This is a genomic window from Acinetobacter sp. FDAARGOS_494, from assembly GCF_003812225.1.
In the GTDB taxonomy this organism is placed as follows: Bacteria; Pseudomonadota; Gammaproteobacteria; order Pseudomonadales; family Moraxellaceae; genus Acinetobacter; species Acinetobacter baumannii.
Window position 1 is genome coordinate 3,215,002 of the sequence record NZ_CP033866.1, and the last position, 26,582, is coordinate 3,241,583.

Genomic DNA, 26,582 nt, shown 5'->3' on the forward strand with positions numbered 1-26,582 from the left:
TAATATTTAGCTTTATACCAGATGCTGAACTATTTTAATTTATGACTATGCACACTTGGTTTGCCAATACGCATTTGCATAATTCGACAAGCTTTTTCGGTTTAATACATTGCTAATATTTTGGCTGGCTTGCATCAGCTTCTCTAAATTAATGCCAGTTTCAAAACCCATGTGTGACAGCAAATAAAACAAATCTTCGGTTGATACATTGCCAGAGGCGCCTTTGGCATAAGGGCAACCTCCAAGTCCTGCAAGAGACGAATCAAAAACACGAATACCTTGCTGTAAAGACTGATAAATATTGGCAATTGCCATGCCATAGGTGTTGTGGAAATGCCCAGCTAATACCTTGCTGTCGAGTTCAGCAAGGCAGGCTTGCCATACCTTTTGAACACGATCTGGTGTTGCGGTGCCAATGGTTTCACCTAAAGACACTTCATAGCAGCCCATGTCATAGAGCCGTTTAACCACTTTCACCACTTGCTCAGGTGCAATTGCGCCTTCATAGGGACAATCGACAATACAAGAGACATAACCGCGTACACGGATGTTATGTGCTTTTGCTGCGTTCATGACATCGCTAAACTTTTCAAAGCTTTCGTCGATTGAACAGTTGATATTTTTACGGGTAAAACTTTCAGAAGCTGCGGTAAACACCGCAACCTCTTTGCATCCTACCGCTTGAGCAGTTTCAAAACCTTTGATATTGGGGGTGAGCAGGCTAAATTGCACATCGGTTGTTTGGGGTAATAACTTAAATAGCTCGTCACTTTGGGCCATTTGCGGTACCCATTTTGCCGAAACGCATGAACCGACTTCAATGGATTTTAGGCCCGCACTGATTAGATCGTTAATAAAGTTTAAGCGTTGTTCGACAGTTAAAGCCTGCTTTTCATTTTGGAGGCCGTCTCTGGGACCGACCTCCACGATTTTGACAAACTCACTCATGCAACTTCCTCCTGAGCAGGCTGAAATTCCACAAGCTCATCGCCAGCTTTGACCTGATCACCGACTTGGAAATAGGAGTCTACAATCACGCCATCTTTAGGGGCGCGGATGGTATATTCCATTTTCATGGCTTCAAGCGTCATTAAAATATCGTCTTTCTTCACGCTATGATTTGCACTGACTAGCACTTGAGTGACCACACCCGGCATTGGGGCTTTTAAATGACCTTCATCGGCTTGGCTATCTGCCTGATTAAAGTCTTGGCGGATATAAGCAAACTTATAGCTTTGACCATTTTGGAACAAGGTAAGGCCTTGCTGACTTTGGTTAAAAGGTAGCTTTTGCTGAGCCTCACCAATTTGAACAGAGGCAGTATGTGCATCAAGCAATTGACCTGAAATTGGGTAGCTTTGCCCATTATATTCTGCGGTGAAGCCATCTTCATTTGAGGCAAATTTAATTTGAATATTTTGGTTTAAATAGTTCAGTTTAATACTGTGCTGATAGGCAATATTTAAACGCCAAAGCGGTTGAGCCTGCCAAAGCTGTTTTTGGCTTGAACTGTTGTTATTAAGCTTGCTTAAAAACTCAATAAATGCTGCTGCTACCACCAGTTCCGGTTTGATCTCTTCAGGGCTAAACAAGAAGTTTTGTTCACGTTGAATCAGGTTGGTATCAAGCTTGGCTTGTTTAAACGATTCGCTACGAACAATCTTTTCCAGAAAGGCAATATTGTTGCCTAAACCATCGACATGGAATTGACTTAAAGCATTTTGCATTTGAATAAGCGCAGCTTCACGGTTTTTACCCCATACAATCAATTTGGCAATCATAGGGTCGTAATAGGTCGTGATTTCATCGCCTTCAACAATACCGCTATCTACACGCACATATTGGTTTTGGGTTGGGTAGTGCAGATAGTCAATTTTACCAATTGCGGGTAAAAAGCCTTTTTCTGGTTCTTCGGCGTAAATACGTGCTTCAAGCGCGTGTCCATGAATTTTTAATTCGTTTTGTAGTTTAGGTAAAGGTTCGCCATAAGCGACGCGAAGTTGCCACTCGACCAAGTCTTCACCTGTAATCATTTCAGTAACAGGGTGCTCGACTTGCAGACGGGTATTCATTTCCATGAAATACGCCGTACCGTCTTGTTCTACAATAAACTCAACCGTACCTGCGCCCACATAATTTACCGCGCGTGCAGCATCAATTGCCGCTTGGCGCATTGCATCGAGCTTCTCGCTTGGCATTTGTGGAGCAGGGGCTTCTTCTAACACTTTTTGGTGACGGCGTTGTACAGAACAGTCGCGTTCAAACAAATGTACATAGTTGCCATGTGTATCGCCAAACACTTGCACTTCAATATGGCGCGGTTGAATCACATAACGCTCAATCAAGACATCATCATTACCAAAGCTGGATTTGGCTTCACGTTTACAAGAGGCTAAAGCATGCAGAAAATCTTCACTGCGTTCAACCAGACTCATGCCTTTACCACCGCCGCCAGCACTGGCTTTAATTAAAACAGGATAGCCAATTCGGTCTGCCTGTTGCTTTAAAAAGTCAGCATCTTGGTTGGTTCCGTGATAGCCCGGTGTTAAAGGGACACCTGCTTTTTCCATTAAAGCTTTCGAGGTCGCTTTTAAGCCCATCGCTAAAATGGCATCCACTGGCGGGCCAATAAAGCAAATGTTGTGTTGTTGGCAAGCGAGTGCAAACTGATCATTTTCAGAAAGGAAGCCGTAACCCGGATGAACCGCTTGGCTGCCTGTATCAATGGCAGCTTGAATAATACGATCAACCTGTAAATAACTTTGTGTTGCAGGGGACTGACCAATATAAACCGCTTCATCTGCAAGTTTGACGTGTTGTGCATTTGCGTCTGCATCTGAGTAAACGGCAACCGTTCTAATACCTAATTTTTTAGCTGTACGAATTACGCGGCAGGCAATCTCGCCACGGTTCGCAATTAAAATCTTTTCAAACATGATGATCGTCCTTAATTGTTGTTATTCGAGTTAGAAACCCAAGCAGGCTGTTGTTTATTTAAAAAGGCACTTAGACCTTCTTTTGCCTCACTGCCTTGACGAACTTGAGCAATATGATGTGCTGTCTGTTGCAGCAAGTCATTGCTCATGGTCTGGTTGCTCACCATTTGAATGAGTTGTTTTGAAGCCGCTTGAGCGTGCGGGCCACCGAGTAATAGAGCATCAACAATTTCTTGAACTTTTTTATCTAAGTCTTCAGCATCTGCTACTTCGTGTGCTAAACCAATTTGTTTGGCTTCACGAGCTGAAATCCGCTCGGCAGTTAAGAAGTAACGAGAGGCTTGTCTTGCACCAATCGCACGAATCACATAAGGACTAATGGTAGATGGAGCAAGACCTAAACGAACTTCAGAGGTTGCAAACTTGGCATCCGTGCTGGAAATGCAAATATCACATGCCGACGCTAAGCCCATACCGCCGCCAAAGGCAATGCCATGCACGCGGGCAATAGTCGGTTGTTTAAGTGTTGCAAGTGCATCAAGCATTTGCGCAAGTTTTAATGCATCTGCTTCATTTTCTGCTGAAGATGCCTGACCTGCCTGTTTCATCCAGTTGAGGTCGGCACCTGCCGAAAAGCTTTTACCGCGACCAGCTAAAACCACAACACGAATGTCATCACGTGTATTAATTTGCTTAAAGCAAGCATGTAGTTCTTCAATGACTGTCGTATTAAAAGCATTGTGCAATTCAGGGCGGTTCAGCCAAACATAGGCAACCTGACCTTGTTGTTCGAGTTGTAAAAATTGATAGCTCATATACACCTCTTACATGCGGAACACGCCAAATTTGGTTGGCTGGATTGGGGCGTTCATGGCCGCAGCAAGGCTTAAACCAAGTACCTGACGAGTTTGAGCTGGATCAATTACACCGTCGTCCCAAAGGCGGGCAGAAGCATAGTATGGATGGCCTTGACGCTCGTATTGTTCACGAATTGGTTGTTTAAATTCGTCTTCTTCTTGCGCTGACCACTGGGCACCTTTTTGCTCAATTTGATCTCGTTTTAAAGTCGAAAGTACGCTCGCTGCTTGTTCGCCGCCCATCACTGAAATACGAGAGTTCGGCCATGTCCATAAAAAGCGTGGTGAATAAGCACGGCCACACATACCGTAGTTACCTGCACCAAATGAACCACCAATAATCAGGGTGAGTTTAGGTACATTTGCAGTGGCAACTGCCATCACCAGTTTAGCGCCGTGTTTGGCAATCCCTTCATTTTCATACTGGCGACCAACCATAAAGCCGGTGATGTTTTGTATAAATAACAATGGAATATTGCGCTGTGTGCATAGCTCAATAAAGTGCGCGCCTTTTTGAGCAGACTCGGAAAATAAAATTCCGTTATTGGCAATAATGCCGACTGGCATGCCGTAGAGAGAAGCGAAACCCGTTACAAGTGTTGAGCCAAAGCGGGCTTTAAACTCGTCAAAACGAGAGCCGTCTACAATACGTGCAATGACTTCACGCACATCGAAAGGTTTACGCGCATCACTTGGCACCACGCCATAGAGTTCCGATGCATCAAATAATGGTTCATCAATTTGCTTATTTAACTCATTTGGCTTTTTATTTAAGTTGGCAACAATGTTTCGCGCAATCGCAATTGCATGTTCATCATTTTCAGCTAAATGGTCAGCCACACCTGAAAGACGTGTGTGAACATCACCACCACCTAAATCTTCACTGCTCACCACTTCGCCAGTTGCAGCTTTTACCAAAGGAGGTCCACCTAAGAAAATCGTACCTTGATTACGTACAATAATGGTTTCATCAGACATCGCTGGTACATAAGCACCACCTGCGGTACAGCTACCCATTACCACGGCAATTTGAGCAATACCTAGGCTCGACATGCGTGCCTGATTATAGAAAATACGCCCGAAGTGATCGCGGTCTGGGAAAACCTCATCTTGCATTGGTAAATAGGCACCGCCTGAATCCACTAAATAAATACAAGGCAAATGATTTTGTTCGGCAATTTCTTGTGCGCGTAAATGCTTTTTAACCGTTAGGGGATAATACGTTCCACCTTTAACCGTTGCATCGTTGGCAACAATCATGCAAGTGATGCCGTTGACCTGACCAATACCAGCAATCACACCCGCGGCAGGAACATCATCTTCATAAACGTTGTACGCTGCCAACTGACCAATTTCTAAAAATGCCGTGCCGACATCAATCAGTTGATCAATACGTTCACGGGGTAAAAGCTTACCTCGAGCCAAATGTTTTTGACGGGCATTTTCACCACCGCCTAAAGCAATACGCTGGGCAACTTGTTTGAGATCTGTGACCAATGTTTGCATAGCTTGCTGGTTTGTTTTGAAGTCTTCGCTTCGAACATTAATCTTGCTTTGTAATTGGTTCATAAGATACGTCCTTATTTATAATTATTATTTGGTTTCATTGAAGAGTTCGCGGCCAATCAACATACGGCGAATTTCAGAAGTTCCCGCACCAATTTCATAAAGTTTTGCATCACGCCATAAACGGCCAGCAGGGAATTCATTGATATAACCGTTGCCACCTAAAGTTTGAATTGCTTCACCCGCCATCCATGTTGCTTTTTCAGCAGCATATAAAATGGCACTTGCGGCATCTTTGCGTAGGCTGCGGTCATGATCCGCTTTGTCACATGCAGCACCAACAGCATAAACGAGAGCTTTACATGCCAACCATGTTGAATACATATCGGCAAGTTTGCCTTGCATAAGCTGGAATTCACCTAAAGCCTGACCAAACTGTTCACGTTGATGTAAGTAAGGAATAACGACATCTAAACAAGCATCCATAATGCCTAAAGGTCCGGCACTTAAAACTGCTCGTTCATAGTCCAAACCACTCATGAGTACTTTAACCCCGTTACCCACACCACCAAGTACGTTTTCAGCAGGGACTTCTACATTGTCAAAGAATAGGGGGTAAGTGTTAGAGCCGCGCATACCGAGTTTGTCTAAGTGGTTGCCGTGACTAAAGCCTTTCATGCCTTTTTCAATCAAGAATGCGGTCATGCCTTTCGGGCCAGCTTGTGGATCAGTTTTAGCGTAAACGACCAGCACATCTGCATCGCCGCCGTTGGTAATCCACATTTTTGAACCGTTTAAAACAAAGTGATCACCTTTTTGCTCGGCGCGTAATTTCATGCTGACGACATCGGAACCGGCATTTGGCTCAGACATGGCAAGGGCACCAACATATTCACCGGAAATTAATTTTGGTAAATACTTTTGTTTTTGCTGCTCGTTACCGTTACGGTTAATTTGGTTTACACATAAATTAGAATGAGCACCATAAGAAAGGCCAATGGCTGCCGAAGCACGGGAAATTTCTTGCATGGCAATAATATGAGCTAAATAACCCATATTGGCACCGCCATATTCTTCAGAAACCGTCATACCTAAAAGGCCCATATCTCCGAATTTTTTCCAGAGATGTGCAGGGAATTTGTTGTCTTGATCAACTTGTTGGGCAATTGGTGCAATTTCCTTTGCACAAAATGCGGCTACCGAATCTTGAAGCGCAATTAAAGTTTCATCTAGACCGAAATTCAAGCTGCGTAGGTTCATGATATTTTCATCCTATTGGTTATATTTGTTGTCCATAAAATATTTTGTGGGTATTTGATAATTACCATACAATGATTTTTTGAAAAAGTGAATACAGATTCATAAAATGATTTACAATTCATTTTATTTGTTAGAGAATAAATTATGAGCTATAAACGATCATCTTTAATGCAAGAGCGGATGGAGCAAAATCGAAAATCGATTTTGAGTTCAGCCAGAAAAATAATTTCAGAGGGAGGGTTCAAAGACGCACAAATACAAACAATTGCAGAGCAAGCGGGTGTATCTAGTGGACTGGTTTATCGCTACTTCGATAATAAAAGCCAAGTGCTAATAGAAGTTTTGTCTGATGCCATTAATACAGAACTATTGGTGATTGAATCGATTACCGAAAGTGACTTATCGGCAAAGCAGAAATTACACAAGGCGGTGGCAACCTTTGTGAAACGGGCACTGAATAGTCCTCAGCTTGCATATTCACTCATGTTTGAACCCGTCGATTCAACGGTTGAACATGAGCGTTTTCGTGTGAAGCAATTGATTAAACAAAGTATTAAAAAAATACTTGCGGATGGAAATGCAAGTGGTGAGTTTATCTTGGATGATTTAAACACAGCAGCACTTTGTGTAGTCGGTGCTATGACTTATGTGGTGGTTGAACCCCTAGACCCAGCTCAAAATACAAAGTTTGATCATGCGCATAAAGACTATTTTTCAAAACAGATTGCTGACTTTTGTGTGGATGCTGTGCAGAAAAAATAGGGCATATAAAGGATAAAACAACACAAAATAAGTAGTTTGGAAAAGTAGTTGCAGTAACAACAATTAGATCAGGTAAGAAGAGAATTACAAAGAATCAAGGAGAATGATTCAATGCAACAAGAACGGTTAAGCTACGCCTCGGGACCAAGTACACAACCCTTATTGGGTATGACCATTGGTGAACAATTTGATCAGGCCTGTCAGCAATATGCTGAAAAGGAAGCGATTGTCAGTTTTCATCAAAACAGACGATTAACCTATAAAGCTTTACAGGATGAAGTAAACGCTTTTGCTTGTAGCCTATTAAAATTGGGATTAAAAAAAGGAGACCGATTAGCGATTTGGTCACCTAACTGTGTGGAATGGACCATCACGCAGTTTGCAGCTTTTAAAGCAGGGATTATTTTAGTCAATCTAAATACAGCTTATAAAAGTCATGAGCTTGAATATGTGTTGAATAAGGTCTCATGCAAAGGATTGATTATTGCTTCTCAATTTAAAACGACGGATTATCAAGAATTACTCACAAAAATTGCTCCTGAGTTAACCACCTGTACAGATAAAGTGCTCAGTTCAGAACGACTGCCACATTTAAAATTTGTCATTAAAATTGATGATCAACAACATACCGGTATTTATCGTTTTAGTGATTTACTAACTACACCAACTTCTGAACAGCTAGAACAATTAAAACAATTAGCCAGACAGCTCCAGTTTGATGAAACTATTAATATCCAATTTACCTCAGGTACAACAGGTAACCCGAAAGGGACCATGTTAACCCATCATAATATTTTAAATAATGGTTATTTTGTCGGTGAAGGCATTCGTTTAACCCCCCAAGATAAAGTCTGTATTTCTGTGCCATTGTTCCATTGTTTTGGCATGGTGATGGGGAATCTGGCGTGTGTGACGCATGGGGCAACCATGGTCTATCCATCGGCTGTATTTAATCCTTTGGAAACTTTAAAAGCGATTCATCAAGAACGTTGTACGGCAGCTTATGGCGTACCAACCATGTTTATTGCAACCTTAGAGCATGAACAGTTTAATGATTTTGATCTGTCGAGCTTAAGAACAGGCATTATGGCAGGTAGTCCTTGTCCACGTGAAATTATGCAACGTGTTATAGACCGAATGCATATGTCTGAAATCACCATTTGTTATGGCATGACCGAAACCTCGCCAGTGAGTGTACAAAGCTCGGTAAACGATTCGATTGATAAGCGAGTAAGCACAGTTGGGCATGTTCATCCGCATGTTGAAATTAAAATTGTTGATCTAGAAGGGCAAATTGTTCCGCAAGGGACTTTAGGGGAGCTATGCGTCCGTGGTTATTCAGTGATGGCTGGTTATTGGGGTGAAGAGGAAAAGACCCGTGAAGTGATTGACGCGGCTGGCTGGATGCATACGGGTGACATTGCCGAGATGGATCAAGACGGTTTTATTAAAATTAAAGGCCGTATTAAAGATGTCGTGATCCGTGGTGGGGAAAACCTCTTTCCAAAAGAGATTGAAGACTTTTTATATACTCATCCAGACGTAAGCGATGTACAGGTGATTGGCTTGCCAGATGCGAAATATGGTGAAGAACTTTGTGCATGCATTATTCTGCATGAGCATCACCAAGTCGATGAAGACAGCATCCGCCAATTTTGCAAAGAACACATTTCACACAACAAAGTGCCGCGTTATGTCCGATTCTTTAATGAGTTTCCAATGACTGCTTCTGGCAAAGCCCAAAAGTTTAAATTGCAGGAAATTATGCGAGCTGAACTTAATTTAACGGGAAATGTCTTTGACTAAATAAGTCAAAAGCTCGGTCAAAGTGCAGCAAAGGAAAATCGAAATACGGTTTCAATAGAGGACACGCAAAATGGCAAAAGACTTTAATAGCCCTAAAGTAGTCGAAGGATATGATGTGCATATTCGTAAATTAATTCCGGGCTATGAAGTGATCCACCAACAGGTGGATGCCATTTTGCAGTCGGTGTTGCCACCAGATGCTCATATCTTAATTGTGGGCTGTGGTACGGGTTACGAACTCGATTATTTACTTAAAAGACATCCAAACTGGCAATTTACAGCGGTTGATCCATCTTTAACCATGCTGCAAAAAGCTCAGGAGCAGGTGGAGATTTTAGGTAAATCTACCCAAGTCACTTTTGTTCACGGTGAAACTTCAGCTTTACCTCTCGAGAGTTGCTTTGATGCTGCACTTTCTATTCTCGTGGCTCATTTTATTGCAGATGACATAAAACCAGCCTTCTTTAAGGATATTTATAAGCGCTTAAAAGAAAAGGCGCCTTTACTTACCTATGACCTCATGACTTGTGTAAATCCACAGCAGCTTCAAGCATTACATTATTTGTGTTTGGCTCAAGGGTTAACAGAAGAACAATGTCAAAAAATGTTGGAGCGTATGGCGGAGGACTTTTTTAGTTTAACGACTGAAGGATATATAAAACTTTTGGAAGAGACAGGCTTTGAAAGCGTACAGCCATATACGCAAATTTTGACTTATCAAGGGATTATTGCAAAAAAATAATACTATTGGGGAATATAAATAAGGGTTTAAAACCGAATATTCTCAATCTGGAAGAGAATATAAAAAATGGAAAATTAAAAAGTTGCTTTTGCTGCACTAGGGAGGGTGGATCTAAAAAATATGAGGGAACGTCTTTCTTGTGAAAGAAAGGCAAATTTTCAAGGATCTATTTTAGATAGGTACATAACAAAAAGGATGTCGAGACTTTTAAGACTACTTAAAGGTCTAAAGGAAAATTTCATGATGAAAATTTTAAATACAACGGTTCAAAAAAGCTTGTTGGCAGTTTCTGTGACTCTGCTTATGTCTTCTGCTTTTGCAGGCCAAGTAAACCCAGAAATAGAGCAACTTCGCCAAGAAATAAAAGAACTACGAGCTATGCTACAAATTAATATGGAGGCTCAAAAATCTTTAGCTCAAAGAAGAGTAGAACAAGCTGCTCCTGTAGTTACTCAAGCTCCACCACCTATACAGCAAACATTAACTAAATCTGGTGCGGAATTTAACTTATACGGTTATATACGAGCAGATGCTTCTTATCAAATTAAGGGTGCATCTAGCATGTATAACAATATTAGCGGCGTTCCTCTTGAAAATACGCCAGAAGAATCTGCCCAGAAAGACCAGTTGCACAGTACTGTGTATGTGACACGCTTTGGATTGAATTTTAAAACCCCTACAGCCGTTGGTGACGTAGGCGGAAAGTTAGAAATGGACTTTTTTGGGGCGGCTACACGTGATCAGTTTCGGATACGTCATGCCTATTTAACTTTTGATAAATGGCTTATTGGTCAAACATGGTCGACATTTATTGCCCCTGAATATTACCCAGAAACGATTGATGCAGGTACATTTGTAGGTAGTGCATTATTAAGATCACCGCTTGTTCGCTATAGCGATAACTTAACGGCAAATACAAGTTTTGCAGTATCAGTTGAAGACCCGAAATATACTGCGGCAACAGATCCAGATAATAAAATGCGTTTACCCGCTTTAGTGGGGCGTTTAAATCATAAATTTGCCAATGGTTCAATGCTTTCAGGCCGTAGTTTTGTTGCAGAAAAAAGAACTAACAATGATAGCGAGTGGGCGTGGGGGGTAGGCTTGGGCGGTAAATATCAAATTACCCCTGATACATTACTTAAAGCCGATTATTACCATGTTAAGGGTGATGGACGTTTCTTGCTATGGAGTAACAGTGGCTATGCAATAGATGATCAAAATAATATGCATAGCAATGAATTTGACACGGTTTCTTTGGGTATCACTCATCAATTTACACCGCAAATTCGCTCGACTTTAGGCTATGGCTATATGAAGGCTAAAGATGATAACCGTTTTGCCGAATTACAGCGTACTAGTACCACCCAAAACAAACAGCTTTGGCAAGGTTGGGTGAATGCACTTTATAACCCGTATAAGCCGATTACTTTGGGTATCGAATATGTTTATGGGGAACGAGAAACATTTGATAATCGTAACGGGATTGATAACCGCTTCAACATGATAGCGAGTTATGATTTTTAAATAAGCAGCCCCATCATGTGAAGATTTCACCTGATGGGGGAATGATTAATTTTTAATAATTTGATCTAAATCTACCAATTCTGCCATATGCTGATTGCCGCGATCATTAGGATGTAAATGATCTCCAGAATCATAAATTGGATTTAATCGATTGGGATGTTTTGGATCTTTTAAGCCTTCATCAAGATCAAGCACACCATCAAAGGTATGGCTAGTTCTTATCCAGTGGTTAATGCGCTGACGTAATTGATCTTTGTTGGGTTGATAATAATTATCTAAAGGGGTATTAGGCAAAGCACCAGAGAACGGAAGTAAGGTTGTACCAATCACCTGAATATTATGTTTATGGGCCTCACTTACAACACGTCGATAACCTTGAGTGAGCGCCTCAAAAGAGGGTATTTGCTGTTTAGGTGCAAAAGCTGTACCGGGCCATGAAATGTCATTGATACCAACCAAAACAATTAAAGTTTTAACGCCTGAATATTGAAATATCTCACTGTTTAAACGTTTTAAAACGCTATCACCCATACCATCGGTAAGTAATCGATTTCCTGAAATGCCATTATTAACTACGGCCATACGATGTACAGATAAACGTTTCGCTAAAAAATCGGTCCATCTTGTATTTGCATCTAAGGTTGCAGTCGCCCCATCGGTAATTGAGTCTCCAACAACTGCAACTACATGAGCCTTTTGTTTGGGTTTTACCTCTATTGCAGACAGTAATAACCGTGCCGTCGTTGTTTTGGCATCGATTGGTGTAGTTAAATTTGTTGTCTGATTTCCTCTAATCAGCCAACTGGTTTGTTTGGCATCCCAATGAAATGTTTTAAACGTTGTAGGCTTTTGAATAAAGCTATTCACCACCAATTGAGTATGATCGGGTACAGGCAACTGAATTGGATCACTTATGAGTTGTTTGCCGGGTAAAATTCTTGCTTTAAGTTGACCAGAAAAATAAACGGGATAGATGCTCTTAGATTTTAGAGTTGCTGCGTTCGCTAAACCAATCGTTGTTTCATCAATATAAAGTGGCTGTTTACCATATTGATTGGTAAAAACGAGCCGAACCGCTTCACCGCCCAAACTAATTTTACTCATTTGTCTAATAGTCTGATTAGATACTTGCTCTGGAATGAGTGTTGGAAAAACGAAGTCTTTATTCCAGACTTTTTGAGGGCTCGCAGACCAAGTGGTAATCCATTGGCTGTTTTCTACATCAGCTTGTGCAAAGCTCGTAATTAAAACAAAAGAAAATAGGGTAGCTTGATAAAGTTTCATCTCAAGAACTCTTTAAAACGAATTAAAGGTATGTTGAAACAAATTGATGCCTTGTTATAGCGGTCTAAGCGGAATAAGATTTGTGAATACAATTCATAAATAAATTTTGCTATGTCTTATTTTGATATCAATCGTTCTGGCGAGTTGGCAATTTTTATAAGAGTGGTCGAGCTTGGAAGTTTTTCAGCGGTAGCAAGAGCATGTAACATGACGCCGTCTGCCGTAAGCAAGTTAATTTCTCGTTTAGAAAAAAGATTGGGTGTCAGGCTACTCAATCGTTCAACACGTCAGTTTCAGCTTACCAGTGAAGGATGCCAGTTTTATGAGCAAGGCATTCAAATACTCAATGACTTGGACGAACTGGAACAATCGGTTACCGCAAATCATATACCGAAAGGGCGAATTAGAATCCATACCAGTTTTTCATATTGGATACACTTTTTATTGCCATGCATTAGTTTGTTTAATCAACGTTACCCGGAAATTGAATTAGAAGCTCATTTGAGTGATGAAGTAATTAATTTGGTTGAACAAAGAATTGATGTTGCGATTCGAACAGGACCTTTGAAAAGCTCCAATCTGGTGGCCCGCTCGCTTGGCAGTACTTATAAACAGTATGTTTGCTCTCCTCTATATATTGAAAAGTACGGTTGTCCTGAGCATCCAGATGAACTACATGAACATCAGCTTTTAGATGTAAGTTATCAGCGCCAGAACAAAACCTGGTTATTTAAAAAAGCAACTCAGGAAATCAGCCTAACCCCCTCTAAAGTTTTAAAAGTAAACCATGGCGAAGCAATTTTACAGTTAGCACTGGCAGGTGCCGGTATTGCTCAACTAAATGAATTCCAGATTCGAAATGCGTTACAGCAAAAACAACTCGTCAAAATTCTTGAAGATTGGAATATTCATGCTTCTGAAGAATTTCATGCTGTCTGGATTGGCCACGATAAGTATGTTCCTAATCGCGTACGTACATTCTTGGATTTTTTGGTAGAGCATGCCTCTATAAATTAGTTTAGTGTTTGCTCGCACTCAATTGGCACTGCTGCATCGTTTGATTCATGGTTTCTACAAAGTTCATTTTTGCATCAATATTTTGCAAACTTAATTTTGGTAAACTTTCTACAAATTGAGGTGAATAATGCTGCTCTAAAGAATTATAAATACAATTACACGCTGAAAGGTCATGTCCGGCCCATACACAACGCGTATTAAATTCATTTTTACTCATTGGCCTGCACCCCATCAAATTTAAAACACCTATTGTCAGAAGGCTCACCAAAACAAAACGATAGAGAAAAAACATTCTTGTTACTCTTCATGGGTTGTTGTTATCGTTAAGTGATGTTGATAGAAGTTTTAATCTTTATGTGATTTTGAATACATAAAACTTCTGCCCCCAATCTTGTATATCAAGATGGGTACACAAAAAGATTAAGTAAAAATTTTTCGAACTCTATAGTGTGTAGTTCTTTTAAACAGAGGATGAGAAAGAACTCTAAGAAATGACTGCTTGAGTAAAAGAGGTTGAATGTAAGTAGGTTTAATAAAAGAATTTAAAAAATATAGAATAATAGTCATGAGTGACTCCTTGGTTAAAAGAAGTTATGCCCACTCATTGCTCATTATTATGGTGGCGAAACGAAAGAGGGTTAGCAGACTGATACCTAAGAAACCAGCACACCCAAGGGTGTCCCACTCCCGTTCCTCCATCAAAGGCACGAGGGGCGTCACACCAAAAAACGTGTTTTTAGTGCACTTAGGTAGACGGTCTGCTAAAACCGACTGACAAAATTGGTCAGCGCGAGCATCATAAGCTGAGCATTGGGGTGGGTCAATTGCAAAAATAAAAGATTGATTTATATAACTTGATATAAATATTTCACTGTTTTTATTTAGAAAATAGAAAAATTAAAAAATATAATATGAATATAAATAATTTGAATATAAGTCACACTATTATTTTTTAATCTTATATATCAAATATTTATTAATTGTTTATTTGTATAGTATATCAATATCTCTAATTAGGTGTGTTGTTTGGCTAAACTATTTAATAATTCGATTTTTATAACATGACCTGAGCCTCCTAAACACTGCTTGCCAAAAAATAACCAAAATATCAATTGCAAGAAATATAATTTTATTAATCATAATTTTTGGTTTTTACAAAAGCTTGCATAATCTACAAAAGTTAAGAGAACCACTGCGGTAGGCCAACATAAGATAATGTTATTCATAAACCTACATTTTAATATTTATAAAGGTGATTTAAATGGTAAGAATCTTTTGTGCAGTAAGTATGGTGTTGGCAATTGCTATGGGTATGAGTGCTTGCCAAGATCGTAATTCAAGAAATGACGGCATGCATGAAGCAAGTGATCCAGCTACATCTCATGACATGAATAAAAACTCGTAATAGATTAGCTTCTTTCAAAAGCCTACTTTATTAGTAGGCTTTTTTAATCGTTATTTTATATAAAAAATATAATTTAATAATAATGAAATATATAAAAATATAAAATTAATCAAATATTTATTTTGTTTTTACAATTTGGAGAATTTGTTGTTACCGTTTTGTTGCAATCTTAAGTTACCGTTTCAAAAAGTTAATAAAACAAACACAATAGCTTACTTATATTCATCCAAAATTCATTTTAGTAAGAGCGAACTATAAAAGGTAAGGATATGCCCCAATATTTAAAAATAGCTGAGAAAATATATCAAAATGTTAAAGAAAAAAAAGGCTTTACGGATGATCCGATGGAAGATCTTAATAATTTGATGATTGAACTCAGACAAGAAATAAAGGGGACAAAATTAAAGCTTTTATATAATTATATTGATTTTGCCGAAATACTCATTAAACCTTTGCAAGAGTCAAAAATTAAATTGGATTTAAGTCTTATTCCTAAAAGTAAAAATACTCAGGAGTTTGTACTTTGGCTTGCTGGTTTTATTGAGCGAATTACCACAGGTGGACAAGAAAAATTACCTCCAATTCGAGCTAAAATTACTTTACCCGCCTATGCCTATGAAGAAACTTACCCTTCGCAGAAAAAGCCTGTAAATAATGGGGAAGAAATAATTGAATATTTTAAGAAAAATCAAAGTTAATTTTGATGAAAGGCCTGACCTGATTATCTGAGTCAGGCTTTATTTTTAATAAGACCGCTATGATGAGTAATATTTAAGGTAGTACGTATGTTTGTATATTTTACAGATGGAACTTGCATTAATGATTCTGAGATTTATGGCGTAAAAGCCAAGTATGAGCAAAATAAGTATGTAGTGGAAGTTACTATTAAGCCGACACATGTACTCGCTACAACACCGAGCGTACAATTTAAAAAAGAAGTTTTTGATGATCCAAATTTAGCAAATCAATATCTTAGTCATAATTTTAATATGCCACCATTTTTTTAATGCTCATAATTTTAGGACAATAAAAAAGCCTATTTCCCAGGGCCAATAGGAAATAAGCTTATAGCTATGGACCTTTTGAGGATGTTAAATATCATCCCACGCATCTTTAATCGCTTGTTTAGCGTGTTCCCATTTTAGGCGGGACTCAGCTTTTAGCTCTTCCCATTTTTGCTGCAAGCTGCCTTCCATATCTTCAAACTGAGTTCCTTCTTTAGATTCAGAACGAGCTCGATGACCAAGTTCATAAGCTGCAGAAAAATCACGATCATAATCTAGATCTGGTGTAGTTAATTGCGCTTCTTGATAATAAGGTCGAGTAAGATAGCTTTCGCGCCAGCGAGAGTCAGAATAGTTATGATCGCCAGCTACCAATTGAGCATGATCTGTATTTTGATCTGTCATCAGAATTCCCTCATATTTTATTGAATTTTATGCTTATATTTTGATTTAGGAAGGTGAGGTCACCTTCCTAAATGATCGACCGCATCAAAGAACAACTACAAACGATTAACGTTGTTGGTTGTTATTTGAGTTTTGTTGGCCAGAATCTTTTTGGTTAGATCCTTGTTGTTGGCCGCGGTTATCATTTTGCTGTTGTTGTTGCTGCTGATTATTGCGTTGATTTGCTTGATTATTAGTAGTGCTCATTTTTAATACCTCATATCAATTATGACGATGTGTTTTATCTGAGAGCTTCAGATAGGGTTATTAAAACATGTAGATTTTAAATGTGTAGGGTAGGGGTGTTACCCTATATTTAACTGTAAACTTAAAATTTATAAATTTTAAATAACTTGCTGATTTTTAATGTATGTAATTTTAAGTCATAAACATTATTAATATGAACATTTAAAAAATTACATTTCAGCACATAATATTTAAGAAAGATAATAAATATTTCTAAATGTATATTTGTTAACTTTTATATAAAATTAACGCCTTTTGTCTTCTAATATAATAAGTTTTATATCTTGAGTAACATAGTAAATCAACTTTCTTAGTTTTAAAAAGGCAGGACCCCTTAAAACACGTCTAAAATTATAAAAATTATTTTTATAATATATTGAGTAAAAGAAAGTACCTACAGGTTTTTCTGGTGTTTCAGAGCCGCCTTTTTTCAAAAGACCTGTGCAGGCAACATACAGGTCAGCATGTAAAAGTTCTTTACCTTTATTAATCATTTCAACAGTTACTTGCATTGATTCTGCAGTATATTTTTCAATAAGCTCTTCTGAAATATGCAAGGTATTTTCCTTTACGCGAAGGTCGTAACTCACAAGGCTTCCAATCAGAATATCGCCTGAATAAGGACTTAAAGAGAAACGATAAGCAAGGTAGCCCGCAGAGGCACTTTCAAAAAATGCAATTTTAATTTTTTCCTTTGCTAATAATTCGCAACATTTATTGAACATTTTAATTCTCCCTACAATTGTTTTTAAAATGTTATAAAACTATTTAATTGTTTGCTTTGTTATTTTTTTAATGTTTATAATTTTGATGGTGAAGTTAATGTAAAATTGGATTAAGATTTGCAAATTTTATATAAAAACAGCAGCTTAAATAATACTAAAAGTTTAAATGTAATTTTGCGTTATTTTATATGTCTATGAATTTTTTAGATTTATTGTATTTACCCTGTTTTTTAATAACGCAAAATAACAAACTTAAAACTCGATTATAGTTAGGGTGACGTATGGTAATTGATATCTCACAAACGGAGAATGAAAATGCCTGTTGTAGTGAAAAAACGATTATTAGACTTATTACAAGATAATCAACAAAATTATTATGAATTGTTTGTTTTTTTCCTTGATCCTGATGTTTCTAGCTTTGAGAAAGAGAAAAAGGCTAGAGATTTTCTTGTTAAAGAGATAGATAAACTAGAGATGAAGGAAATAGATTTTCCTTCGGATATCAATTTGATTAAGGCATGGTGTGAAAACGATAATAAAAAAAATTGTCAGGAATTTCAGGCATATTTAAATCGTAGACAATCTGGTCAAGATAGAGAGTATTTTAAGAACGTCGCTCAGGCATTTGAGTTTTTAATAAAGGTATCTCCAACCAAAAAAGTAGACGGTGCATGGCTATATAGCTCAGTGCATTATTGGAATGATCCTATTTTTCATGAATTAATTATTACTTATCTCGAAGAGCTTGGGTTAGGTGAGCCAAAAGCAAACCATGTCTGTATCTATGATGACCTTTTACGCAGTCTAGGGCTAGACAGTTTCGATCTGCTTTTAGAAGACGAGTATTATCATCAAGCAGTTGTGCAGCTTGCTCTGGGTTATGCGCCTCCTGAGTTTATTCCAGAGATTGTGGGTTTTAATTTAGGCTATGAGCAGTTACCACTGCATCTTTTAATTTCGAATTATGAGCTTGCTGAACTAGGTATTGATTCTAAATACTTTAATCTTCATATCACTATCGACAATATTGACAATGGTCATGCCTATAAAGCCATTAAAGTTATTGAAGATATTTATAATCAATATAGAGATAAAGAACTCTTCTTGACCAAGCTAAAACGTGGTTTTGCCCTTAATAATCATGGGGTGTCCTCTTCAAACATTATAAAAAATTTAAATACTGAAGACTTTGTCCATAGAATTTTCAAAAGAAAGGCGCTTGTCGGTCAGTTAATCCATAACGAAACCAGACAGTTTGGGTGCAAGACCATTAATCAATGGTTATCAAATCCCGATGACATTGCAGGTTTAATCACTCATTTAACTGAACACAAATGGATTAAGTTTAATACCGACCCTGAACAGAGCGTATTCTGGCGAATGATTAATGAAGAAAATGGAAAAATGTTTGGGGTGTTTAACCCTGTAGAGCGCCAAATTATTCATGACTGGATTGCTGGTAGTGATCATTCTTCTAGCTTCTTGGCATACAGCAGAGAACTAAAGAATAGCCAGCGTATTCAGGACTATCTATTTAGTTATATCTCGGATGGCGAACTTGATGCACTACAAGAGCGCGTCCAACAATCAAGTGACCTTGCCATAAAGATTTGCAAACTTACTCCGTTTCTTGCCCCAGATTCTCATCATAAAAGTATTGGTCTTTGGAGTACTCGTAAATACGTAGAACTCCTTTTTCCTTATTTAGGTACGTTTAAAAACTAGTTTTATAAACGTTTTCTACTTCAACCCCAAGTTTAACTTTCAAAAACATAGGTAATGGACATGAACGACAATACTAAATCAACCAATAAAACAAGTGAAATGGCTGGTGCCGATGCAGCAAATAAAGCCAATACTACCCAGAAAACTGAACAGTTAGACACAGTTAGAGATGATGCAACTAATGAAGCTTTAACCACAAATCAGGGGGTTAAAATAGCGGATAACCAAAATAGCTTAAGAGCGGGTATTCGTGGCTCGACTTTATTGGAAGATTTCATTTTAAGAGAAAAAATCACCCACTTTGACCATGAGCGTATACCTGAGCGTATTGTGCATGCGCGTGGTGTAGGGGCACATGGTTATTTTCAGGCATATGAAGGAAACGAACGTTTAACCAAAGCTGGATTCTTGACAGACCCAACTATTCAGACGCCTATTTTTGTACGTTTTTCAACAGTCCAAGGGCCTCGTGGTTCAGCCGATACTGTCCGTGATATTCGCGGTTTTGCCATTAAGTTTTATACCCAAGAAGGTAACTTCGACTTGGTAGGAAATAACGCACCTGTCTTTTTTGTGCAAGACGGGATTAAATTTCCAGACTTTGTACATGCGGTAAAACCTGAACCGGACACAGAAATTCCAACGGGTGCAACTGCGCATGATACTTTCTGGGATTTTGTGTCTTTAGTGCCCGAGTCAGCACATGCTGTAATTTGGGCAATGTCAGACCGTGCGATTCCTCGTAACTTACGTTCGATCCAAGGGTTTGGTGTTCATACGTTCCGTTTAATTAATGCTGAAGGTAAATCACATTTTGTGAAATTTCACTGGACACCAAAACAAGGTTTAAGTGCGCTGGTATGGGATGAAGCTCAAAAACTTGCAGGTAAAGACCCGGATTTCCACCGTCGTGATCTTTATGAAGCAATTGAGCACGGTTTTTATCCAGAATGGGAACTCGGCGTGCAGATTGTCGAAGAAGAAGATGAAATGAACTTTGACTTCGATTTGCTGGACCCAACAAAAATTATTCCTGAAGAATTAGTTCCTGTTACGCCAATTGGCCGATTTGTTTTAAATAGAAATGTAGATAACTTCTTTGCTGAAACAGAGCAGGTAGCTTTCTGTCCGGGTCATGTAGTACCTGGTATTGATTTTACTGATGACCCACTTTTACAAGCCCGTCTATTTTCATACACAGATACCCAGTTAAGCCGTTTAGGTGGACCAAACTTTCACCAAATTCCGATTAACAAACCTGTGTGTCCATTCCATAACAATCAACGTGATGGTATTCATCAGCATACCATTCATAAAGGACAGGCTGCATATCAACCAAACTCAATTGATGGAAATTGGCCAGTAGAGACACCGCCAGCGGCATCAAATGGTGGTTTTGAAAGTTATCCTGAAAAAATTAGTGGGCATAAACTTCGTCAAAGAAGTGAGACGTTCTCTGATTATTTCTCTCAACCACGACTTTATTACAAAAGCCTTGCACCGCATGAACAAAAACATGTGGTCGATGCCTATACTTTTGAATTAAGTAAAGTTCAAAGAAAGCATATTCGTGAGCGTCAAGTTCAACAAATTTTGGCTAATATCGACTTAGATTTGGCACGCCAAGTAGGGGCAAATTTAGGTATTGAAGTGCCTGACTTAACCCTAAGTTATAAGAAAACAGCAGTTGAAAAATCTGCCAAGTTATCTTTTTTAGCTTTCCCACCTGAAGATATTCAAGGTAGAAAAGTTGCCGTACTTATCCATAACATGGTGAAGTCTGACGCATTAGAAGCTATTAAAAACTGGGCAATTAAAGAAGGCGTAATCCTTCACTTACTAGCGCCGAGCTTGGCTCCAGTCAAAGATCATAAAGATAACGTTATTGTGGCTGATGGCATGCAAATGTCTGAGCCTTCAATTGCCTATGATGCGGTAATTATTCCGGATGGCGATAACCTAAATACGGTTATGCAAGACGGGGTAGCTCGCCATTACTTACTCGAAGCTTATAAGCACTTAAAGCCAATCGTATTTTTGGGTAATAAATCTGATTTGCTTGAACCATTAGGTTTAGTGGCAGATGAAGGAACTTTAATTGAAGATGAGTTCCAGCATGTTGCGGAAAAATTTAAGAACCTGATTAAAGCACACCGTGTTTGGTCACGAGAACAAATAGCCGCACATGTACCGGCTTAAATAAAAAAAAGCCCTGAAAGTTTAAACGCTTTCAGGGCTTTTTCTAAATTATGTTATTAGCCATTAACAATTTGACCACCATTTACATGAATAACCTGACCAGTAATATAACTTGCATCATCTGAGGCAAGGAAAAGATAAGCAGGGGCGACTTCACTTGGCTGACCCATTCTACCCATTGGGGTATCTTTACCAAACTTTTCGACAGTCTCGGCATCGAAACTACTTGGAATAAGGGGAGTCCAGATTGGGCCTGGTGCAACACCATTTACACGAATACCTTTTTTCTGCTTCATTAAATTGTTCGATAGACTACGAGTAAAAGAGGTAATTGCACCTTTAGTACTTGCATAGTCAATCAACTCATCATGACCTTGGTAACTGGTAATACTGGTGGTGTTAATAATGCTATCGCCTTCCTCCATATAAGGAATGGCTTCTTTGGTTAAATAAAACATGGTAAAAATATTTGTTTTAAATGTTTTTTCTAATTGTTCATTACTAATACTTTCAATTTCTTTTTGTTGATATTGCACACCCGCATTATTCACTAAAATATTAATTTTTCCAAAATGCTGTAAAACCTTATCAATATTTTGTTTTGCAAGGTCTGGATCGGAAATATCACCTTTTAATAAAAGACATTGTTGTCCTTCCTTTTCAATAAGCTGTTTAGTAATTTCGGCATCTTGGTCTTCTTTAAGGTACAGTACAGCAATATCGGCACCTTCACGGGCAAATAGTACGGCAACTGAACGGCCTATACCGCTATCACCACCGCTAATGACGGCAACTTTGCCTTTTAGTTTTTCACTGCCTTTATGGGATGCTTTAATAATTTCTGGTTCAGGATGCATTTTCTCCTGATCACCTGGTTGATGAGGTTGAACTTGTGCAGGAACTTCTGATGGATACTGATTCGTTGTATTTTCCATGTCTAGACTACCTCTATTTAATTTTCAGTCCCTCTATATTGGTTAATTTGCACGTGAATATGAGTAAATAGTCTTTTTTAAAAAGTTGTCTTTGTTATTTTATATATAAGGATGTAAAAAAATATAACATATCAAGTTAGGTTAGATAATATCTAATAATTTAACCTTGTTTTTATCAATCATACTTTCAACAATTGATCGATTACCTGTATCATTTAGCCAATTTTCTATAGGTATATAATTAGATAAATCTAAAATTTCTTTTATTACTGTTTCCGCTTCGACTATATTTTTTAAGTCATCTTTATTTTTACTGTTTTTAACAACTATATTATCTAATATTTTTTTTATATCTTCCGTTTCAATATTTTTTGATTTAATAATATACAAGTCTCTCTGAAAAGGATGGCTTGCGTGAGGCGGGTCTAATCTATAGCTCCATTCTTGGTTATAATCTTGCCAAGAATTTTTTATTTGAATATTACTGAGTAAAATTTCAGGTACAGAAATATGAATATATTGTAGCGTTGAGTGTGTATGAGTAGGTTGCATCATTCTTTTCTCACAAATATTATATGTTAATTTTAAATCTTGATTTTAATCACTCAAGTAAAGTTTTTATGCAAAATTAATGGTTTATGTTATTGTTTTTAAATAATTTTAATTATATTTTAGGTTTGTTTCTTCAATAGTGAAGATGTTTTTGTTTTTTATTGATTTGTATGTTATGAAAGTTTGTGTTATTTAGCCTGAATTTTTAAATGTATTTGTAAAAATATATTGTTATGTAGGTTTGAGTAATAATAAGTATGGTGAGTATTTAAAAAGTAAAAGTAGCTAATAATTTATAAATATTTTAACTAAGAAAATATTTATTTAAATAATGAAGTTGGAGTTTTTATTTGAAATTTAAATTATATACATTTAAAAAGATTGAAACATAGCATGGGTATAAAAATATTTTAAATCTCTTATCTTAAATTTATCCGTTCAATAAAAGCGGTAGCGACTTATAATTTTAATATAGGAAGATATAACTATGGCTAATACTAGATATGAAGATGATAACAATAGTTCAGGTACTTCAAATCGTGGATTTGCAAGTATGGATCCTGAAAGAGTCAGAGAAATAGCCAGTAAAGGTGGGCGAGCTGCACATGCCAGTGGCAATGCGCATGAATTTACTTCAGAAGAAGCTCGTGAAGCTGGCCGTGCTGCACATGCCAGTGGTAACGCACATGAATTTACCTCAGAAGAGGCTCGTGAAGCTGGTGCTTTAAGTCATAAAAACGATGATCGTAATGGTCGTGGTCGCAGCCGTTATGATGACGACGAAGATGATGACCGAGGCCGTTCAAGTGGTCGAGGCCGTGGCCGCAGTCGTTATGATGATGACGACGAAGATGATGATCGCGGTCGCTCAGGCGGTCGTGGCCGTGGTCGCGGTCGTGATGATGACGACGAAGATGATGATCGCGGTCGCTCAGGTGGCCGAGGTCGTGGTCGCAGCCGCCGTGATGACGACGATGAAGATGATGATCGCGGTCGTTCAGGCGGTCGAGGTCGTGGCCGCAGCCGTCGTGATGACGACGATGAAGATGATGATCGTGGCCGTTCAGGTGGCCGAGGTCGTGGTCGCAGCCGTTATGATGACGACGATGAAGATGATGATCGTGGCCGTTCAGGTGGCCGAGGCCGTGGTCGCAGCCGTCGTGATGACGACGATGAAGATGATGATCGCGGTCGCTCAGGTGGCCGAGGTCGTGGTCGCAGCCGTTATGATGACGACGATGAAGATGATGACCGTGGCCGTTCAGGCGGTCGAGGTCGTGGCCGCAGCCGTCGTGACGATGATGACGAAGATGATGATCGTGGTCGTTCAGGTGGCCGAGGCCGTGGCCGCAGTCGTTATGATGACGACGATGAAGATGATGAACGTGGCCGTTCAGGTGGCCGAGGTCGTGGCCGCAGCCGTCGTGATGATGACGATGAAGATGATGATCGCGGTCGTTCAGGTGGTCGAGGCCGTGGCCGCAGTCGTTATGATGATGACGATGAAGATGATGATCGTGGTCGTTCAGGTGGCCGAGGCCGTGGTCGCAGCCGTCGTGATGACGATGACGACGATGATGACCGCCGTGGCCGTTCAGATGGTCGTGGTCAGAACTCTCGTAATCAAAAACGCGATGCTTATGGACGCTTTACGTCTTAAGCAAACAGTTTTTGAGAATAAAGGAGGCATTATGCCTCCTTTATTTTTATTATTTTAAACTTATGAGTGGGTAAGGGGATGTAAGCCTTTTACAATATCTGTGAATTCTGAGCCATTTAACCAAAATGATTTCTTTAAAAATAGTGTCGTCATAATACTTTCGGCTGCTTCACTTTCCGGATTTTCACAGAAAATTCCATAGCTTTCGCCTAATACCGCATCATTTTCAATAAGACGGATATAGTAGGCATGTTGTTCATCTGCATAACCTAAAACTGCATCACGTTGATTTTTCATTTCGCATGTCTCCATACCAAAAACTGAATCTAACTCATATTTAAGTGTTCAGAATTTCATTGATAAAAATCAAAACAGTCAGTAATAAGAACTATTTCACAATAGGTTTTGATTCTCTTCAAATTACCATTTCCGTTTTAACATCCCTGTTAAAAGCAAAATGGATTAAAATCTGATCATGAAATTTATTGTTATGCAAAAAAAATATTTCGTCAACTTGAAAATGTAACTTTTTCAAGTTACATTGTTTGTGTAGGATTTGAACGGTGAAATGGAGGCGATATGCCAAAGAAGAAAGAATTCGAGCATGGCGGTGCACGGGAAAACGCCGGCCGTAAAGCACAGTTCAATGAACCCACCAAAGTGATTCGTGTTCCTGAATCTCAAGTCAACTTTATCAAAAATTGGTTACTGAATAATGTCAAAACCAATAACCAGACAGATTTCACTTCAAAACTAAAGATACAGCAGGTTCATCCGAACAACGATAAAATTTACCACATTCCTTTGGCGACAGAACGTGTTGCTGCGGGTTTCCCATCACCAGCGCAAGACGATATTGAGCAAGCACTCGATTTAAATGAATATTTAATTAGAAATGAAAATGCCACCTTTATTGTCAAAGCCAATTCGTTGTCTATGTTAGATGCCGGAATTGATATTGATGATCCGCTTATTGTGGACCGTAGTATTCCCGCTAAATCGGGCGATATAGTGATTGCACTTATCGACAATGATTTCACTGTTAAGCGCTTAATGATTGATACCCAATTTCACCCCCCTAAAGTGTGGCTGAAAGCAGAAAACCCTGATTATCAAAATATTTATATTGAAGAGGGGCAAGAACTGGTGATTTGGGGAGTCGTGACCTATAACCTCAAACGAATGAGATAAATTTTTCTTATATTTATTATTTAAGTTACCGACCCGAAAAGTGAGTCAGTAACTTTTTCCTAAATGACTTTTAAATTTGCCCAATCAATAAGCACGTTGCGATAACAACCATCAAGCCACCCGAAAAACGGCCAACTAATTGGGCTGCCTGTGGTCTGGTTTTCAAAATGGCTTCTGAACCATAACCCACCATTAAGTAAATTATCGCGCAGCTAATTATGTGGACAACACCAAAGGCAAGAATTTGCGTTGTCACTGACCATGAAGCAGTAGTATCAATAAACTGAGGAAGCAGAGCTAAAAAAAGTAAAAAAACTTTCGGGTTTAATCCACTCACATAAACGCCTTTGGTAGCCCATCTCAACCATGACTGAGCCTTTTCAGAACCAGACTCGTTCGGAGTAGGAGGGGTGAGTAATAAATTTATTCCCATCCATAATAAATAAGCAGAACCCGCAACAGTAAGGATCATCAGAGCAGTTGGGTTATTTGCTACAAGCAGACCAACACCAGCCGCTACCAATAAAATCGTAATAAAGTGCCCAAATAGCATACCTGCGACAGCGGGGACGACGACTTTACCCTTAATACCTGCGGAAATGGCGTAGGCCCAGTCTGCCCCTGGCGTAATAATAAAAAGAATGGAGACACTCCAAAATGCAATAAAAATGTTAAAAGCCATATGCTTATCTCGGCAAACTATTTTCCAAAGGTTTCGCCCGTGGTTTAGAAAAAATCCCTATTTATTCGAGCTTGTTGAAAATAATATGCTCATGTATTTAGAATGTGCTTTTAAATG

At 38.7% G+C, this 26,582-nt stretch carries 26 protein-coding genes; 12 read left to right on the forward strand and 14 right to left on the reverse strand.

The features are described 5' to 3' along the window. Window positions 1-45: 45 nt before the first annotated feature. Genes EG365_RS15690 through EG365_RS15710 form a run of 5 tightly spaced genes read right to left on the reverse strand, consistent with a single transcriptional unit; the run spans window position 46 to window position 6,559 of the window. Window positions 46-948: a hydroxymethylglutaryl-CoA lyase gene (locus EG365_RS15690; RefSeq protein ID WP_001288905.1), complete on the reverse strand. Its 903-nt coding sequence runs from the start codon at window positions 946-948 to the stop codon at window positions 46-48. Further along, window positions 945-2,936 carry an acetyl/propionyl/methylcrotonyl-CoA carboxylase subunit alpha gene (locus EG365_RS15695; protein WP_000461798.1) on the reverse strand — a complete coding sequence of 664 codons (1,992 nt, stop codon included), beginning with the start codon at window positions 2,934-2,936 and terminating at the stop codon, window positions 945-947. Before EG365_RS15695 ends, EG365_RS15690 begins: the two co-directional genes overlap by 4 nt. Before the next feature lie 11 nt (window positions 2,937-2,947). Next, entirely contained in the window at window positions 2,948-3,751 is an 804-nt protein-coding gene (locus EG365_RS15700) for an enoyl-CoA hydratase/isomerase family protein (protein ID WP_000121720.1), read from the reverse strand. Between the two features lie 9 nt (window positions 3,752-3,760). Then, window positions 3,761-5,362, reverse strand: coding sequence for a carboxyl transferase domain-containing protein (locus EG365_RS15705; protein ID WP_001072761.1), 1,602 nt, complete (start codon window positions 5,360-5,362; stop codon window positions 3,761-3,763). 24 nt (window positions 5,363-5,386) lie between these two features. After that, the gene (locus EG365_RS15710; RefSeq protein ID WP_001053639.1) at window positions 5,387-6,559 is read right to left on the reverse strand and encodes an isovaleryl-CoA dehydrogenase; all 1,173 of its coding nucleotides are present in this window, start codon (window positions 6,557-6,559) and stop codon (window positions 5,387-5,389) included. Window positions 6,560-6,703: 144 nt separating this feature from the next. Here EG365_RS15710 and EG365_RS15715 point away from each other — a divergent pair, with 144 nt between their 5' ends. From EG365_RS15715 to EG365_RS15730, 4 genes are all read left to right on the forward strand, one after another. Beyond that, on the forward strand, window positions 6,704-7,321 hold the full coding sequence (locus EG365_RS15715) for a TetR/AcrR family transcriptional regulator (RefSeq protein WP_000120691.1): 618 nt from the start codon (window positions 6,704-6,706) through the stop codon (window positions 7,319-7,321). Between the two features lie 111 nt (window positions 7,322-7,432). After that, window positions 7,433-9,127, forward strand: coding sequence for an AMP-binding protein (locus EG365_RS15720; protein WP_001183739.1), 1,695 nt, complete (start codon window positions 7,433-7,435; stop codon window positions 9,125-9,127). A 70-nt stretch (window positions 9,128-9,197) separates the two neighbouring features. Next, complete coding sequence (locus EG365_RS15725) at window positions 9,198-9,869, forward strand: class I SAM-dependent methyltransferase (protein ID WP_001029909.1); 672 nt, start codon at window positions 9,198-9,200, stop codon at window positions 9,867-9,869. 243 nt (window positions 9,870-10,112) lie between these two features. After that, on the forward strand, window positions 10,113-11,396 hold the full coding sequence (locus EG365_RS15730; protein ID WP_002022633.1) for a DcaP family trimeric outer membrane transporter: 1,284 nt from the start codon (window positions 10,113-10,115) through the stop codon (window positions 11,394-11,396). A 45-nt stretch (window positions 11,397-11,441) separates the two neighbouring features. Here the strand turns inward: EG365_RS15730 and EG365_RS15735 are convergent, their stop codons facing one another. Further along, entirely contained in the window at window positions 11,442-12,680 is a 1,239-nt protein-coding gene (locus EG365_RS15735; protein ID WP_000781116.1) for an SGNH/GDSL hydrolase family protein, read from the reverse strand. Window positions 12,681-12,791: 111 nt separating this feature from the next. Between EG365_RS15735 and EG365_RS15740 the strand changes: the two genes are divergently transcribed. Then, window positions 12,792-13,697, forward strand: a complete 906-nt coding sequence (locus tag EG365_RS15740; RefSeq protein WP_000119782.1) for a LysR family transcriptional regulator — start codon at window positions 12,792-12,794, stop codon at window positions 13,695-13,697. A gap of 1 nt (window position 13,698) precedes the next feature. Here the strand turns inward: EG365_RS15740 and EG365_RS15745 are convergent, their stop codons facing one another. Next, entirely contained in the window at window positions 13,699-13,989 is a 291-nt protein-coding gene (locus EG365_RS15745) for a hypothetical protein (protein WP_001984002.1), read from the reverse strand. 969 nt (window positions 13,990-14,958) lie between these two features. On the opposite strand from EG365_RS15745, the gene EG365_RS19340 reads away from it, so the two are divergent. The 3 genes from EG365_RS19340 to EG365_RS15755 all read left to right on the forward strand — a co-directional run bounded on the left by EG365_RS19340 (window position 14,959) and on the right by EG365_RS15755 (window position 16,109). Beyond that, complete coding sequence (locus EG365_RS19340; RefSeq protein WP_000251637.1) at window positions 14,959-15,102, forward strand: hypothetical protein; 144 nt, start codon at window positions 14,959-14,961, stop codon at window positions 15,100-15,102. Window positions 15,103-15,371: 269 nt separating this feature from the next. After that, entirely contained in the window at window positions 15,372-15,800 is a 429-nt protein-coding gene (locus EG365_RS15750; RefSeq protein ID WP_001136759.1) for a hypothetical protein, read from the forward strand. Window positions 15,801-15,887: 87 nt separating this feature from the next. Next, entirely contained in the window at window positions 15,888-16,109 is a 222-nt protein-coding gene (locus tag EG365_RS15755) for a hypothetical protein (RefSeq protein WP_000498477.1), read from the forward strand. A gap of 84 nt (window positions 16,110-16,193) precedes the next feature. Here the strand turns inward: EG365_RS15755 and surA1 are convergent, their stop codons facing one another. From surA1 to EG365_RS15765, 3 genes are all read right to left on the reverse strand, one after another. After that, window positions 16,194-16,511, reverse strand: coding sequence for a surface antigen protein 1 (gene surA1 / locus EG365_RS15760; RefSeq protein WP_000132044.1), 318 nt, complete (start codon window positions 16,509-16,511; stop codon window positions 16,194-16,196). Between the two features lie 105 nt (window positions 16,512-16,616). Further along, on the reverse strand, window positions 16,617-16,757 hold the full coding sequence (locus EG365_RS19345) for a hypothetical protein (protein ID WP_033839439.1): 141 nt from the start codon (window positions 16,755-16,757) through the stop codon (window positions 16,617-16,619). Window positions 16,758-17,041: 284 nt separating this feature from the next. Then, entirely contained in the window at window positions 17,042-17,521 is a 480-nt protein-coding gene (locus tag EG365_RS15765) for a CinA family protein (RefSeq protein ID WP_000482091.1), read from the reverse strand. A gap of 315 nt (window positions 17,522-17,836) precedes the next feature. Between EG365_RS15765 and EG365_RS15770 the strand changes: the two genes are divergently transcribed. Both EG365_RS15770 and katE read left to right on the forward strand, forming a co-directional pair. Then, window positions 17,837-19,246: an iron-containing redox enzyme family protein gene (locus EG365_RS15770; protein ID WP_001145693.1), complete on the forward strand. Its 1,410-nt coding sequence runs from the start codon at window positions 17,837-17,839 to the stop codon at window positions 19,244-19,246. 54 nt (window positions 19,247-19,300) lie between these two features. Then, a complete protein-coding gene (gene katE, locus EG365_RS15775; protein ID WP_001990041.1) occupies window positions 19,301-21,445 on the forward strand; it encodes a catalase HPII in 2,145 nt (714 codons plus the stop codon). Window positions 21,446-21,501: 56 nt separating this feature from the next. On the opposite strand, the gene EG365_RS15780 is transcribed toward katE, so the two are convergent. Both EG365_RS15780 and EG365_RS15785 read right to left on the reverse strand, forming a co-directional pair. Then, window positions 21,502-22,380 (reverse strand): SDR family oxidoreductase, encoded by an 879-nt coding sequence (locus EG365_RS15780; RefSeq protein WP_000432330.1) that lies wholly within the window; start codon window positions 22,378-22,380, stop codon window positions 21,502-21,504. 141 nt (window positions 22,381-22,521) lie between these two features. Beyond that, entirely contained in the window at window positions 22,522-22,935 is a 414-nt protein-coding gene (locus EG365_RS15785; protein ID WP_000983628.1) for a DUF6367 family protein, read from the reverse strand. 484 nt (window positions 22,936-23,419) lie between these two features. Between EG365_RS15785 and EG365_RS15790 the strand changes: the two genes are divergently transcribed. Further along, window positions 23,420-24,592, forward strand: a complete 1,173-nt coding sequence (locus EG365_RS15790) for a KGG domain-containing protein (RefSeq protein WP_000024240.1) — start codon at window positions 23,420-23,422, stop codon at window positions 24,590-24,592. A 60-nt stretch (window positions 24,593-24,652) separates the two neighbouring features. Here EG365_RS15790 and EG365_RS15795 read toward each other — a convergent pair whose 3' ends face one another. Beyond that, entirely contained in the window at window positions 24,653-24,889 is a 237-nt protein-coding gene (locus EG365_RS15795) for a hypothetical protein (RefSeq protein WP_000795915.1), read from the reverse strand. Window positions 24,890-25,171: 282 nt separating this feature from the next. On the opposite strand from EG365_RS15795, the gene EG365_RS15800 reads away from it, so the two are divergent. Next, entirely contained in the window at window positions 25,172-25,783 is a 612-nt protein-coding gene (locus tag EG365_RS15800) for a LexA family protein (RefSeq protein ID WP_001124846.1), read from the forward strand. A gap of 70 nt (window positions 25,784-25,853) precedes the next feature. Here the strand turns inward: EG365_RS15800 and EG365_RS15805 are convergent, their stop codons facing one another. Continuing rightward, a complete protein-coding gene (locus EG365_RS15805) occupies window positions 25,854-26,465 on the reverse strand; it encodes a LysE family translocator (RefSeq protein ID WP_000885229.1) in 612 nt (203 codons plus the stop codon). Between the last annotated feature and the right edge of the window lie 117 nt (window positions 26,466-26,582).